Genomic DNA, 14,864 nt, shown 5'->3' with positions numbered 1-14,864 from the left:
TAGCGGGCGAAAGCGGCGGCCACGACCTACGCCTCCGACCGGGGGAGTGCTCACGCGGCGTGGGCCGGGCGGAACCTCTACATGAGCCCCGCGGTCATCCTCGACACCGTCGAACGCCTCCACCTGGACCTCTCCGCGTGCGCCGACCCGAAGAGCACCGCGTGCCGCAAATCGGAATGGGCCGGTCTGACGGAGACGACGCTCCCGGACGCGGGGCCCCAGGACCGGTTCCGGTACCGCTACCGCGGACTGCGCCTGCTCGCCCAGTCCGGCGACCGGATGTTTCTCCTCCCGAACTACTGGACCTGGGAGCACGGCGACCTGCTGGTCCTGCCGATGGACGCCGACGTCCGGGTGGCCCTCCACCCCGGCTGACCGCGGTAGCGCCCACACGGCTGCGCCGCTCAGATGGGGTCGGCTACCAGTGGTTGATCACACCGGCTGCCACAGCGCCGGGACGATCGGCGCTCAGGGCGTGCAGCAGCGCGGATGCGCCCCCTTCGCGTCGGCTTGACGTCAACTTCGTGCGCTAATTTTCCGTCGATCGGGTCATTTGTGGCGTTAACACGTCGAATGACTGCCCCGGCCTGTGGCTCCCGCTAGAGTCTCTGACGTTTGCAGTCATTAGTCCGCGAAGAACAAGGGGGAGCGTGCTGTCCGCCATCGCACGCCGGCTCGCCCATCCGCTTCCGCTCTTGGGTGTGCTGTGTACGGTCGCCGCCATGTGGCACTTCCGCCTCGGGCGGGTCGGCTCTGCCCGCCCGGCGCTGCCGGCCGCGCTGGGGATCCCGCTCGCCCTGTCGATCGGCTCGCCTTCCCGCTGCCTCCAGAATGTCGCTGACAATGGCGTGATTCACTTTCCGGTGTCTTCGTCGCGTGGCCCGGGGTGCATCTGTCCGCGGGCCCTGATCTGCTTCTCGGCGTATTCAGTATTCGTGGTCGGAATACTTATTTCGGCACAGGGGTATTCCGCTCACGCCGACATCGACGTCCACCTCGGCCGGCTCGGCCGCGGCCCGGTCATGTTCCCGACCGCGGTGTGAGCTCCCCGCCACCCCGCCGCACCCCTGACGCCGGATGAGGGCCACCGAGCAGTCCGCCTGACCCCGGCCCGCGAAGCCTCTCCTCTCCTCCCGTGCCCGCGCGTCCCGCCACCGACCCCGGATTGGATCATGACCACATCGCCCTTCGCCGTGCCCTGCGACCGGATCGCGATCACCGGGATCGGCTGCCGACTGCCGGGACACGCCAACGACCACCGGACCTACTGGCGCAACCTGATCGAGGGTCGGGACTGTCTCACCGACACCCCCGCCGACCGGTACGACACCGGTACCCTCGGCAGCCGCGACCGGGCCAAGCCGGGGCGGCTGATCGGCGGCCGGGGCGGCTACATCGACGGCTTCGACACCTTCGACCCGGACTTCTTCGGCATCAGCCCGCGCGAGGCCGAGCACATGGACCCGCAGCAGCGCAAGCTCCTGGAGGTCAGCTGGGAGGCGCTGGAGGACGGCGGGCTGCGCCCCGGCGAGCTGGCCGGGCGGGACGTCGGCGTCTACATGGGCGCCTTCACCCTGGACTGGAAGATCCTGCAGTTCGCCGACCTCGACTTCGCCACCATCGCCGCGCACACCGCCACCGGCACCATGATGACGATGGTGTCGAACCGGATCTCGCACTGCTTCGACTTCCGCGGCCCCAGCGTCTCGATCGACACCGCCTGCAGCTCCTCGCTGGTCGCGGTCCACCTGGCCTGCCAGAGCCTGCTCCGCGGCGAGACCGAACTCGCCCTGGCCGGTGGCGCGTTGCTGCACATGGCGCCGCAGTACACGATCGCCGAGACCAAGGGCGGCTTCCTCTCCGCTGACGGCCGCTCGCGCGCCTTCGACGCCTCCGCCGACGGCTACGTCCGGGCCGAGGGCGTCGGCGTGGTGGTGCTCAAGCGGCTCTCCGACGCGCTGCGCGACGGGGACCCGGTGCACGCGGTCATCCTCGGCAGCGGCGTCAACCAGGACGGCCGCACCAACGGCATCACCGTCCCCAGCGCGGACGCCCAGGCCGCCCTGATCGAGCGGGTCTGCGCCGAGGCGGGGGTGCTTCCCGGCAGCCTGCAGTACGTCGAGGCGCACGGCACCTCCACCCCGGTCGGCGACCCGATCGAGGCGGCCGCGCTCGGCCGGGTACTGGGCATCGGCCGGCGCTCCGGGGACCGCTGCTACGTAGGTTCGGTCAAGACCAACATCGGGCACACCGAGGCCGCCGCCGGTGTCGCCGGGCTGATCAAGACCGTGCTGGCCCTCAAGCACCGCCGCATCCCGCCGCACCTCAACCTGGAGCGGCCCAACCCCGCCATCGACCTGGCCGTGCTGCCCTTCGAGATCCCGACCGCCCCGGTCGACTGGCCCGAGCACCAGGGCCCGGCCCGCGCCGGCGTCAACTCCTTCGGCTTCGGCGGCACCAACGCCCACGTCCTGCTGGAGGAGCCGCCGCTTCCCGCCACCGCCCCGGCCCCAGTCGTCGCTGCGGCGTCGCGGCCGACCCGTACGGTGCTTCCGCTGAGCACCCGGGACGCGGCCGGACTGCCCGAGCTGGCCGGCGCCGTCCGCGCGGAACTCGCCGCGGGGACGGCGCTCACCGACCTCGGCCACACCCTGGCCCACCGCCGTCAGCACCTGCCCGAGCGGCTCGCCGTGGTCTACTCCGGGCAGCAGGACCTGGACGAGGCGCTGGCCGCGGCCGAGCGCGGCGAGGCGCACCCGCTGGTGGTCCAGGGGTGCGCCCGGGAGCGCCGACAGCGGCGGCTGGCCTGGGTGTTCACCGGTATGGGCCCGCAGTGGTGGGGGATGGGCCGGGGCCTGTACGAGAGCGAGCCGGTCTACCGGGAGGCGGTGCGGGCCGTCGACCGGGAGATCCGCGAGCAGGCCGGCTGGTCACTGCTGGAGGAACTGGGCCGCGACGAGGCGAACTCCCGGATGGCCGAGACCTGGCTCGCCCAGCCCGCCAACTTCGCCGTCCAGGTAGGGCTTTCGGCGCTCTGGCGAAGCCACGGCCTGGTGCCCGACGCGGTGGTCGGACACAGCACCGGCGAGGTCGCCGCCTTCTTCGAGGCCGGGGTTTACGACCTGGCCGACGCCGTCCGGGTGGTGCTCGCCCGCAGCGGGCTGCAGCAGCGCCTGGCCGGGACGGGCTCGATGCTCGCGGTCGGCTTGCCGGAGGCCGAGGCGGAGCGGCGGATCCGCCCGTACCGCACCCGGGTCTCGCTCGGCGCCGTCAACAGTCCCTCCGCGGTGACCCTCGCCGGCGACGCCGAGGCGCTGCGCGAACTGGCCGAGGAACTCAGGCAGCAGGGCGTGTTCACCCGCTTCCTGGACGTTGAGGTCCCGTACCACAGCGTGCGGATGGACCCGATCCGGGACGAGCTGATCGCCGCGCTGGACGGGATCAAGCCGCGCGAGGCGCAGCTGCCGCTCTACCTGACCGCCCGTGAGGGGCTCGCCCAGGGCCCGGAACTGGACGGCGAGTACTGGTGGCGCAACGTCCGCAACCCGGTGCGCTTCCGGGCCGCCGTCGAGCGGATGGCCGAGGACGGGCACCGGCTGTTCCTGGAACTCGGCCCGCACCCGGTGCTCGGGCACGCGATCCGCGAGTGCGCCGAGCAGGCGCACACCCTGCCGTCGATCCGCCGCCAGCAGGACGAGCCCGAGCGCTTCGCCCGGACCCTGGCCGAACTGCACACCCTGGGCGTCGAGTTGAGCTGGGACGCGCTGCACCCGGCCGGACGCCCGGTACCGCTGCCGACCTACCCGTGGCGGCGCGACCGCTACTGGGTCGAGCCGAAGCCGGTCGAGCAGGTCCGGCTCGGGCTGGTCGACCACCCGCTGCTCGGCCGCCGCACCGCCGCGGCCCAGCCGACCTGGACCACCGCGCTGGATCCGGAGCGGCTGCCCTACCTGGACGACCACCGGATCGAGGGCCAGGTGGTCTTCCCGGCCGCCGGGTACCTGGAGATGGCTGCCCAGGCCGTCCGGGCGCTCACCGGCGGCACCGAGGTGGTGCTGGCCGAGGTCGAACTGAGCCGGGCGCTGTTCCTCTCGACCGAGCCGGTCCCCGTCCAGCTCGGCTACGCGCCCGAGGACGCCCGCTTCACCATCGCCTCCACCCCGACCGGCGGCGAGCCCGCCGTGCACGCGAGCGGCCGGGTCCGCACCGGCCAGCGCCGCGCCCACGGGCCCGCACCGGACTTCGACGCACTGCGCGACCGGGGGCGGCGCTTCGACGGCCCCGACTGCTACCGGCGCCTGGCCGAGCGGGGCTACCACTACGGGCCCGCCTTCCAGGCCATCGCCGAGGTGTGGGCCGGTCCCGGCGAGGCGCTCGCCCTGATCCGTCCCACCCCGCAAATCGGCGCCGGGGCGGCCGACCACCACCTCCACCCGGTGCTGCTGGACGCCTGCTTCCAGACCCTGCTGACCACCCGGCTGCACGCCCCCGAGGGCGGCGTCGTCCGGCTGCCGGTCTCGATCGAGGAGGTCCGGCTCGACCGGGCCGGCGACCGGCCGCTGTGGGCGCACGCCACCGTCACCCGGGACAGCGGCGAGGAACTCGTCGGCGACCTCGCCCTCTACACCGAGGACGGCACCCCGCTCGGCCGGATCACCGGCTTCAAGGTCGCCGACGTCGCCCGGGCCTCCGCCTCGGTGGGCCTGGCGACCATCGACGGCTGGCTCACCGAACTCGCCTGGACGCGGGCCCCGGCGGCGCCGCTCGACGAGTCGACCGGCGACCTGCTGCTGTTCGCCGACGGCGGCGGCCTCGCCGAGCGGCTGGCCGCCCTGGCGGTCGACCGCGGCGCCCGCTGCCACCTGGTCCGGCCCGGAACCTCCTACGCGTTCGGCGACGGGGAGACGACGGTGCGGCCCGACTCCGCCGAGGACCTCCAACGGCTGTTCGCCGACCTGGAACCGGCGTACCGAACCGTCGTCCACCTGTGGAACCTCGACCTGCCCGCCCTCGACGCCGCCGAGCCCGCGCAGCTCGACCGGCTCGCCACCCACGGCGCCTACTCGCTGATCACCCTCGCCCAGGCGCTGCCCGCCGCCCGCCCGGACGGCCGGCTGCACATCGTCACGCGGGGCACCCAGGCCGCCGCGCCCGGGGACCGGGTCGAACCGCTCGGCGCCCCCGCCTGGGGCATCGGGCGGGTGCTGTGGCAGCAGGAACTCGTCGCCCAGCGGGGCAGCCTGGTCGACCTCGACCCCTCGCTCGACGCGCGGGACCAGGCCGAGGCACTGCTCGCCGAACTCGCCGCCAGGGGCGAACAGGAGATCGCCCTGCGGGCCGGCAGCCGGCTCACCAGCCGGCTGCGCCGCGCCGAGGGCCTCACCCGGCCGCTGCCGCCGGTCCTGCGCCCCGACGGCAGCTACCTGGTCACCGGCGCCTTCGGCGCGCTCGGCCGGCTGCTCTGCCGCACCCTGGTCAAGCGCGGCGCCCGGCGGCTGATCCTGGTCGGCCGCACCGCCCTGCCCGAGCGCGCCGAGTGGCAGACCGTCGACGCGGCGAGCCCCGCCGGGGAGCGGATCGCCTTCCTGCGCGAACTGGAGGCGCTCGGCGCCGAACCGCTGCTCGCCCCGGTGGACGTCACCGACGAGACCGCCCTCGCGGCCTGGCTCGCCGACTACCGCCAGCGCCAACTCCCGCCGATCCGAGGGGTGTTCCATCTCGCCGGGCAGGTCCGGGACACCCTGCTGGCGCAGATGGACCGGGCGGCCTTCGACGCCGGATACAGCCCCAAGGTGATCGGCGGCCACCTGCTGCACCGGCTGCTGCGCGCCGAACCGCTCGACCACTTCGTGCTGTTCGCCTCGGTCGCCTCGCTGCTCACCACCGCCGGACAGGCCAACTACGCGGCCGGGAACGCCTTCCTGGACGCCCTGGCCCACCACCGCCGCCGCGACGGCCTGCCCGCGCTCAGCCTGGACTGGGGCCCCTGGGCCACCGGCATGATCGAGGAACTGGGCCTGGTCGCCCACTACCGTGACGCGCGCGGCATGAGCTCGCTGCCGCCGGAGGCCGGAACCGCCGTGCTGGAGCGCGTCCTCGGGCAGGACCGGGCCCAGCTGCTGGTCGCCACCGTGGTCGACTGGCCGACCTTCCTGGCCTGGTACCCGGCCCCGCCGCCGCTGGTCGCCGAACTCGCGGCGAGCGCGGCCGAGCAGGCCCCGGCCGAGACCGGCGGCTTCCTGGACGGCTACCGCGCCGCCGACCAGGGGACCCGGCGGGAGCTGGTCACCGAGCGGTTCACCGCGGCCGCCGCGGCCGTGCTGCGGATCGGCGCCGAGCGGATCTCCCAGGGCAGCAAACTCGGTGCCCACGGCCTGGACTCGCTGCTCGCCATGGAGCTGCGGGCCCGGGTGCACGGCGAACTCGGCGTCGCCCTCCCGGTGGTGGCGCTGCTCAGCAACGGCACCGTCGGCGACCTGGTCGACCTGCTCACCGCGGGCCTGGCCGACCAGCTCGCCGCCGAGGGGAGCCCGGAGCAGGCCGAGGTCGAGCTGTACACCGACGAGTCCCGCTACCCGCTCACCCACAACCAGCAGGCGCTGTGGTTCCTGCGCCAGCTGCACCCGGACGGCTTCGCGTACAACATCGGCGGCGCGGTCGAGGTGCGCGCCGAACTCGACCCGGAACTGGTCTTCACCGCCTTCGCCTTCCTGGTCGCCCGCCACCCCGGGCTGCGCGCCGCCTTCACCGCCGAGGAGGGCCGCCCCGTCCAGCGCATCCGGGGTGAGGTCGTCGCCGACACCGGGCTGTTCGACGTGGAGGGCCGCCCCTGGGAGGAGATCCACGAGCTGATCGTCCGCGAGTACCGACGGTCGTACGACCTGGCCGAGGACCCGTTGGTACGGCTGCGGCTGTTCCGGCGCGGGCCGGACCGCTGGGTGCTGATGAAGGCCGTCCACCACATCGTCTCGGATGCGATCTCCATCTTCACCTTCATCGAGGAGCTGTTCGAGGTCTACGAGGCGCTGCGCCAGGGCCGCATCCCCGAACTTCCCCCGGTGGCCGCCCGCTACCTGGACTTCCTCAACCACCAGAACCGCTTCCTGGCCGGTCCGCAGGCGCAGCGGATGCTCGACTACTGGCGCGGGCACCTGCCGGCCGAGATGCCGGTGCTGGCACTGCCCACCGACAAGCCGCGCCCGGCGGTGCAGACCCACAACGGGGCCTCTGAGTTCTTCCAGCTGGACGCCGAACTGACCGGTCGGGTACACGAGTTGGCCCGCGCGCACAGCGCCACCCCGTTCATGGTGCTGCTCAGCGCCTACTACCTGCTGTTGCACCGCTGGTCCGGGCAGTCGGACATCGTGGTCGGCAGCCCGGTGACCGGGCGCACTCAGGAGGATTTCAGCTCCGTCTACGGCTACTTCGTCAACCCGCTGCCGCTGCACGTGAGCCTGACCGGGGAACCGACCGTGGCCGACCTGCTGGCCCGGGTGCGGGAGAGCGTGCTCGGCGGGCTGGACAACCAGGAGTACCCGTTCCCGCTGCTGGTCGAGCAGCTGGGGCTGCAGCACGACCCGAGCCGCTCCGCGGTGTTCCAAGCGATGTTCATCCTGCTCACCCACAAGGTCGCCGTGGAGCGCTTCGGCTACCGCCTGGAGTACATCGAACTCCCGGAGGAAGAGGGGCAGTTCGACCTGACCCTGTCCGCCTACGAGGACCGGTCGGACGGCTGCTTCCACTGCGTGTTCAAGTACAACTCCGACCTCTTCGAGCCCGCCACCGTGCGGCGGCTGGCCGCGCACTACCGCAACCTGCTGGACGCCATGACCCGGGCCGCCGAGGACGAGCCGGTCGGCCGGCTGCGGATGCTGGATGCGGCCGAACGCCGGCGCATCCTCACCGGGTTCAGCGGCGCCGAGCGGCGGATCGACCACGAGGTGCCGGTGCCCGAGCTGATCGCCAAGGCCGCCGCCGAGCACCCGGAGGCCGTCGCGGTGGTCGCCCCCGGCCGGGACGCGGTACGGCGGCTCAGCTACGGCGAACTGGACCGGCGCTCCCAGCGCACCGCCGCACGGCTGCGCGAACTGGGCGTCGGCGAGGGCTCGGTGGTCGCCGTCTGTCTGGACAAGTCCCCCGAGCTGATCACGACCCTGCTGGCGATCTGGCGGGCTGGCGCCGCCTACCTGCCGCTCGACCCCGGGCACCCGGCCGACCGGCTGGCCTACCAGGTGGCCGACGCCGGGGCGGCCCTGGTCGTGGTGGACGAGCGGCGCCCGCTCGCGGCCGACCTGCCCGCGCCACTGGTCACCCTGGAGGAGCTGGAACGGCCCGCCACCGCCAACGGGTCGCTGCCCGCCGCCGACCCGGACCGGCCCGCGTACGTGATCCACACCTCCGGCTCCACCGGCCGCCCCAAGGGCGTACGGGTCGACCACCGCAACCTGGCCGCGGTCACGGCGGGCTGGCGCGAGCAGTACCGGCTGGACACCGAGGCCCGGGTGCACCTGCAGATGGCCGGGACCGCCTTCGACGTGTTCTCCGGTGACCTCGCCCGGGCGCTCAGTACCGGCGGCACCCTCGTCCTGGTCGACCGCGAACTGCTCTTCGACACCGCCCGGCTGTACCGGGTGATGCGCGAGGAGGCCGTGGACTGCGGCGAGTTCGTGCCCGCCGTCGCCCGTGCCCTGCTGACCCACTGCGAACGCGAGGGCGTCGGGCTGGACTTCCTGCGGCTGCTGATCGTCGGCTCCGACTCCTGGAAGGCCGCCGAGCACCAGCGGCTGCGCGCCCTGTGCGGGCCGGGGACCAGGCTGGTCAACTCCTACGGCCTGACCGAGGCCACCGTCGACTCCAGCTACTACGAGGGCACCGCCGAGGAGCTGGAACCGGGCCGGATGGTCCCGATCGGCCGGCCCTTCCCGAACAGCGCGCTGTACATCCTCGACCGCTACGGCGAGCCCGTCCCGGCCGGGGTGCCCGGCGAGCTGTGGATCGGCGGCGCGGGCGTCGCCGCCGGCTACCTGGGCGGCACGGAGCAGACCGAACGGCGCTTCACCACCCTGGAGTTCGACGGCACCCCGCTGCGGCTCTACCGCACCGGCGACCTCGGCCACTGGGACACCGAGGGCACCGCTCACCTGCTCGGCCGGATCGACAACCAGGTCAAGGTGCGCGGCCACCGGATCGAACCCGGTGAGATCGAGGCCCACCTCACCGCCCGGCCCGAAATCGCCCAGGCCTGCGTGGCGGTCCGGCAGGACGCCTCGGGCGAGTCCGTCCTGGCCGCCTACCTGGTGCCCCCCGAGGGCGTCGAGCTGGACCGCCGCGAACTGCGCCGCCACCTCGCCGAGCACCTGCCCACCGTGATGATCCCCTCCTACCTCACCGAACTGCCCGCCCTGCCGCTCACCCCCAACGGCAAGGTCGACCTCGCCGCCCTGCCGGATCCCAAGGCCGACACCGGCGGCGAGCGGCACGAACCGCCCGTCACGCTCTACGAGGTCCGGGTCGCCGAGCACTGGAAGAACCTGCTCGGCCTCGAAGAGGTCGGCCTCCAGCACGACTTCTTCGAACTGGGCGGCAGCTCGATCCGGCTGATCGAGCTGATCCACCACCTGCAGACCGAGTTCAACATCAGCATCCCGGTCGGCCTGCTGTTCAAGGTCACCACCCTGCACGGCATGGCCCGCACCGTCGAACAGATCATCACCGGCGAGCTGGCCGGCGGCGAACCCCACCTGTGGTTCAACCCCGAGGCGCCCGAGGACCGGACGGTCTTCTGCTTCCCGCCGGCCGGCGGCCACGGCCTGGTCTACCGGCAGCTCGCCGCGCACCTGCCCGAGCACCGGGTCGCCGCCTTCAACTACCTGACCGGTGAGGACAAGACCGCCCGCTACGCCGACCTGGTCGAGGCGCTGCACGAGTCCGGACCGTACGTCCTGCTCGGCTACTCGCTCGGCGGCAACCTCGCCTTCGAGGTGGCCAAGGAGCTGGAGCGGCGCGGTCGCACGGTCGGTTCGGTGCTGCTGGTGGACGCCTACCGGACCCTGGCGGCCTTCGACCTGGGCGAGGAGCACGTGGCCGTCTTCGAACGGGAACTGCGCGAGCACCTGCACCGGCACACCGGCTCGCGGATCGTCGCCCAGAAGACCCTCGAACAGGCCCGGGACTACCTGGAGTTCTGCAGCCGCACCCCCAACACGGGCACGGTGAACGCCCAGCTGGACGTGGTCTGCGAGCGCGAGCGCCTCGCCGTGCACGTGGGCGGCGAGAGCGGCTCCTGGCACGGCGCCTCCGCCAGCGGCACGGCGGTGTACGCCGGCCACGGCAGCCACGCCGAGATGCTCGACGGCGAGTTCGCCGCGCGCAACGCCGAACTGGCGGGTGCCATCCTGGCCGGAGGCGCCGCCGATGGCCGCGGCTGACCACGGGCCGGACTGGTCCACCAGGGAGCGGGCCGGCGGCGGCCCGCCCCGGGTGATCGTGATCGGGGCCGGCCTGGCCGGTCTCGCCACCGGTTGCTACGCGCAGATGAGCGGGCTGGAGACCCGGATCTTCGAGAAGCACGTGCTGCCCGGCGGCTGCTGCACCGCCTGGTCCCGGCACGGCTACCTGTTCGACTACTGCATCGACTGGCTGATCGGCACCGCCGAGGGCACCGGAGCCCACCAGGTGTGGCGTGAACTCGGCGCCCTGGACGGCAAGTCGGTGACCCACTTCGACACCTTCAACCGGGTCGTCGACGAGCACGGCCGGGCCGTCACCTTCTACGGCGACCCGGACCGGCTGGAGGCCCACCTGCTGGCCCTCGCCCCCGGCGACGCCGCGCCGATCCGGGCCTTCTGCAAGGACCTGCGCCGCTTCGCCGCGATCGACCTGCCCTGGGACCTCACCCCGCCGCCGCTGCGCACCACGGCCGAACGGCTGCGCACCCTGCGCACCGTACTGCCCGCCTTCCGGCTGTTCTGGCGCACCGCGACCACCCCGATGAGCGGCTTCGCCGAGCGCTTCCAGGACCCGCTGCTGCGGCGGGCCTTCCCCAACATGTTCCTGCAGGAACCGGCCGGATTCCCGCTGCTGCCGTACCTGTACACCCTGGCCGCCGCGCACACCGGCAACGCGGGCTTCCCGCAGGGCGGTTCGCTCGGACTGGCCCGCTCGGTGGAGGAGCGGTACACCTCGCTCGGCGGGGTGATCGGCTACCGCTGCCGGGTGGACCGGATCCTGGTCGAGCGCGGGCGTGCCGTCGGCGTCGAACTACGGGACGGCTCACGGCACTTCGCCGACCACGTGGTGGCTGCCTGCGACGGCCCGACGGTGCTCGACCGGCTGCTGGAGGGCCGCTACTCCAGCCCGGCCACCGACCGGCTCTACGGCGAACTGCTGGACAAGCCCGGCAACCTCTACCCGGCCGTGGTCTCGGCCTTCGTCGGCGTCGACGGCTCGCTGCCGACCGGCGAGCCGCACAGCACCACCTACCTGCTCCCACCCGAGCAGGGCGCCCGGTTGCCAGGATCGCTCCAGCACAGCCTGGTGGTGCAGCTGCGCTCCAACTACGCGGACGGCTTCGCTCCGCCCGGCAAGTCGGTGCTGCACTGCACCTACTTCAGCGACTACCGCTCCTGGAAGGACCTGCGGATCCGCGACCGCCGGGCCTACCGGGCCCGCAAGCAGGAAGTCGCCGTGTTCGTCCGGGAGTTCCTGACCCGGACCTATCCCGGGGTCGGCGAACGGATCGAACTGGTCGACGTCGCCTCGCCGGTGACCACCGAGCGCTTCACCGGCAACACCTACGGCAGCATCCTCGCCTGGCAGGCCTTCTCCGAGGCGGAGGACACCGCCAACCGGCTGGTCAACCGGGACCGGATGCGGCTGCCGGGCCTCAGCGGCTTCTCCATGGCCGGGCAGTGGGCTTCGCTCGGCGGCCTGATCCGCGCCGCCACCAGCGGCCGGTACGCCGCCCAGTACCTCTGTCGGGAACTCGGCCGGCCGTTCCGGGCCTGGCCCAGCGACAACCAGGAACCCTGGCGCGCGGAGAAGTGGGGCCGTCTGCCGCAACTCGACCGGGCCACCGTGGGCCAGATGACCGTCGGAGGGCCGGAATGACGGGGACGAGCAGCAGCCGGCGGAGCGTGGTCATCATCGGCGGGGGGCTGGGCGGCCTGTCCACTGGCTGCTACGCGCAGATGAACGGCTACCGCACCCAGGTCCTGGAGATGCACGAGCTGCCCGGCGGTTGTTGCACCGCCTGGGACCGCGGCGAGTTCACCTTCGACTGCTGCGTCAGCTGGCTGCTGGGCAGCGGGCCCGGCAACGAGATGCACCGGATCTGGCTCGAACTCGGCGCCCTGCAGGGCAAGCGGATGCGCAACTTCGACGTCTTCAACGTGGTGCGCACCCGGGACGGGCAGGCGGTCTACTTCTACTCCGACCCGGACCGGCTGGAGGCCCACCTGCTGGACCTCGCCCCCGAGGACGCCCGGCGGATCCGGCAGTTCTGCGCCGGGCTGCGCAAGTTCCGGGTGGCGCTGACCCGTTACCCCTTCCTCAAGCCGGTCGGGCTGATGGGCCGGTGGGAGCGCTGGCGGATGCTCGCCTCCTTCCTGCCGTACTTCAACGTCATCCGGCGCTCGGTCTCGGTGCTGATGACCGACTACTCGGCGCGGTTCCGCAGCCCGCTGCTGCGCGAGGCGTTCAACTTCGTGCTGTACGAGAAGCACCCCAACTTCCCGGTGCTGCCGACGTACTTCCAACTCGCCTCGCACGCCGGGCAGTCGGCCGGTGTGCCGGAGGGCGGCTCGCTCGGCCTGGCCCGCTCGATCGAGCAGCGCTACCGGCGGCTCGGCGGCGAGATCACCTACAACGCCAAGGTGACCGAGATCCTGGTCGAGCGGGACACGGCGGTCGGGGTCAGGCTGAGCGACGGCCGGGAGGTGCGGGCCGACATCGTGGTGGCGGCCTGCGACGGGCGGACCACGATGATGGACCTGCTCAAGGGCCGCTACCTGAACGACACCTACCGCCGGCTGTACACCAAGACGCTCACCGAGCCGGGCATGGTCTTCCCCGGCTACCTGACCGTCTTCCTCGGGCTGCGCCGCCCCTTCCCGGCGGGCGACCCGTGCACCACCTACCTGCTGGAGGAGGAGTTCGCGGCGCGGCTCACCGGCATCCGGCACCCCAGCATCAACATCCAGTTCCGCAGCCGCCACTACCCGGAACTGTCGCCCGACTCGACCACCGTCGTGTACGCCAGCTACTTCTGCGACATCGCCCCCTGGCGGGAGTTGAGCACCGGACCGGAGCAGGCGCCCCGGCTGCGGCGGGGCGAGGAGCTGCACACCCTGCCGGTCGGCCGGGGGCGGGAGTACCAGCGGGAGAAGCGCCGGGTGCGCGACGCCGTCATCGAGTTCCTGGACCGGCACCACCCGGGGCTGAGGGACGCGGTGGCCGTCAAGGACGTCTCCACCCCGCTCACCCAGGTCCGCTACACCGGCAACTACGACGGCACGGTGCTCGGTTGGCAGCCCTTCGTGGAGAGCGGGGAGACCCTGGAGGAGGAGATCAAGCGCAACGGGCCGGGGCTGCCGGGCCTGGCGAACTTCTACCTCTCCGGGGTCTGGGCGACCACCGGCGGTCTGATCCGCGCGGCGGCCGCCGGCCGGCACGTCGTCCAGTTCATCTGCCGCGACGACCGCAGGCCGTTCACCGCCGCGGTGGACGACAGCGCGCCGTTGCCCACCCTGATCACCGAACCGGTCGGGCCCGACGACCGGCAGTTTGGAGTCACCTCGTGAGGATCGAGAAGTGGGTCGTCCGCGCGCACGTCGACGGCGTGCCGGACGTGGACCGGATGTACCGCAAGGTCGTCGAGGAGGTGGACGTCCGGCTCGCCGAGGACGAGATGCTGCTGCGGACCCGCTACGTCTCGGTGGACCCGTACCTCCAGGGGATCGCGCTGGACACCCCGGTCGGCGACCACATGGGCGCTGACTCGATCATGGAGGTGGTGGAGGCCGGGCCGGCCGCGCGGTTCGCGGTGGGCGACCTGGTCCAGGGCTTCGGCGGCTGGTGCAGCCATGTGGTCAGCAACGGCGCCCCCAGGCTCTGGCAGACCGGCACCTTCCCGATGGTCTTCCCGGCCTACCGGCGACTGGACCGCGCGCACTACGATGAGCAGCTGCCGATCACCACCGCCCTCGGGCTGCTGGGCGGGCCCGGGATGACGGCCTGGGGGACGGTGGAGAAGTTCCTCGACGTGCGCCCCGGTATGACGGTGCTGGTCAGCGGGGCCAGCGGCGCGGTCGGCTCGGTGGTCGGCCAGCTCGCCAAGCACCGCGGCGCGCGGGTCATCGGCACCACGGCGACCCCGGCGAAGGCGGACCGGCTGCTGGAGCTGGGCTTCGACGCGGTGCTGCACTACCGGGACGGGGACGACCCGGAGCGGTTGGCGAAGGAGCTGGCCGAGCTGGCCCCGGACGGCATCGACCGCTACTTCGACAGCCTGGGCGGGGCGCTCACCGACGCGGTCTTCGGGATGCTCGCGGTGGACAGCCGGGTGGCGGTCTGCTGGCAGTGGGGGAGCCAGGTCGGCGGCGCGTGGACGGGGCCGCGGCTGCTGCCGATGATCATGTTCCCGCGCACCGTGATCCGCGGCATCTTCTCGCTGGAGTGGTTCACCGAGGAGAACTGGTCGGCGCTGCGGCGGGACCTCGGGGCGCTGGTCCGCAGCGGGGACCTGAGGTACCAGCAGACCGTCCACCAGGGGTTCGACAGCATTCCGGCGGCGTACCGGAGCCTGTACACCGACCGCTCGGCGAGCCGGGGGAAGGTGCTGGTCTCGGTCTGAGCTTACGGCTTCC

General features: G+C 72.8%; 6 protein-coding genes. All 6 read left to right on the top strand.

Annotation, left to right across the window (positions count from 1 at the left end):
* Positions 1-81 precede the first annotated feature (81 nt).
* The 6 genes from ACWC9T_RS06560 (at position 82) to ACWC9T_RS06535 (ending at position 14,851) form a co-directional block, all read left to right on the top strand.
* A complete protein-coding gene (locus tag ACWC9T_RS06560) occupies positions 82-375 on the top strand; it encodes a hypothetical protein (RefSeq protein WP_449819942.1) in 294 nt (97 codons plus the stop codon).
* A gap of 275 nt (positions 376-650) precedes the next feature.
* Positions 651-1,043, top strand: a complete 393-nt coding sequence (locus ACWC9T_RS06555) for a hypothetical protein (RefSeq protein WP_449819941.1) — start codon at positions 651-653, stop codon at positions 1,041-1,043.
* A 129-nt stretch (positions 1,044-1,172) separates the two neighbouring features.
* Positions 1,173-10,427 (top strand): non-ribosomal peptide synthetase/type I polyketide synthase, encoded by a 9,255-nt coding sequence (locus tag ACWC9T_RS06550; protein ID WP_449819940.1) that lies wholly within the window; start codon positions 1,173-1,175, stop codon positions 10,425-10,427.
* On the top strand, positions 10,414-12,108 hold the full coding sequence (locus tag ACWC9T_RS06545; protein ID WP_449819939.1) for a phytoene desaturase family protein: 1,695 nt from the start codon (positions 10,414-10,416) through the stop codon (positions 12,106-12,108). Before ACWC9T_RS06550 ends, ACWC9T_RS06545 begins: the two co-directional genes overlap by 14 nt.
* The gene (locus ACWC9T_RS06540) at positions 12,105-13,799 is read left to right on the top strand and encodes a phytoene desaturase family protein (protein ID WP_449819938.1); all 1,695 of its coding nucleotides are present in this window, start codon (positions 12,105-12,107) and stop codon (positions 13,797-13,799) included. The genes ACWC9T_RS06545 and ACWC9T_RS06540 overlap by 4 nt, the downstream gene beginning before the upstream one ends.
* On the top strand, positions 13,796-14,851 hold the full coding sequence (locus ACWC9T_RS06535; protein ID WP_449819936.1) for a zinc-binding dehydrogenase: 1,056 nt from the start codon (positions 13,796-13,798) through the stop codon (positions 14,849-14,851). The genes ACWC9T_RS06540 and ACWC9T_RS06535 overlap by 4 nt, the downstream gene beginning before the upstream one ends.
* The last annotated feature ends 13 nt before the right edge of the window (positions 14,852-14,864 follow it).

The organism is Kitasatospora sp. NPDC001159, from assembly GCF_053598235.1.
This window is presented reverse-complemented; position numbering and strand designations above follow the sequence as displayed.